Source organism: Pseudomonas sp. SIMBA_068, assembly GCF_046534705.1.
Classification (GTDB): Bacteria; Pseudomonadota; Gammaproteobacteria; order Pseudomonadales; family Pseudomonadaceae; genus Aquipseudomonas; species Aquipseudomonas putida.
Map to the genome: position 1 here is coordinate 1 of NZ_JAWRYI010001358.1, position 245 is coordinate 245.

A 245-nucleotide genomic window follows, 5' to 3' on the forward strand; every position below is an offset into this window, starting at 1 on the left:
GCGCGTTGGGGCCATACGCACCCGCGGTGATCACCAGATCGAACTTCGCGGGCAACGCATCGATATAGTCGATATGAACCTCGCGCGCGAGATTAGCGTTAGACCAGCGGCCCCAGCTCTCTGGCCGTGAGATGCCGCTGAAGCTTTTAACACTCTCCGGTGCGCCAGGCACGTCAAGCCGGAAGCTGTCAGCGCTGTAGCGAATGTTGTTATCTTCAATACGGATCTGCGCGAGGTTCTGCTGG

At 58.8% G+C, this 245-nt stretch carries 1 protein-coding gene; it reads right to left on the reverse strand.

Annotated features, from left to right (window positions below; genetic code table 11):
* Positions 1-245 (reverse strand): DUF7024 domain-containing protein (locus SB756_RS34045; protein WP_410913754.1); only part of this gene is annotated, 245 nt, incomplete at both ends.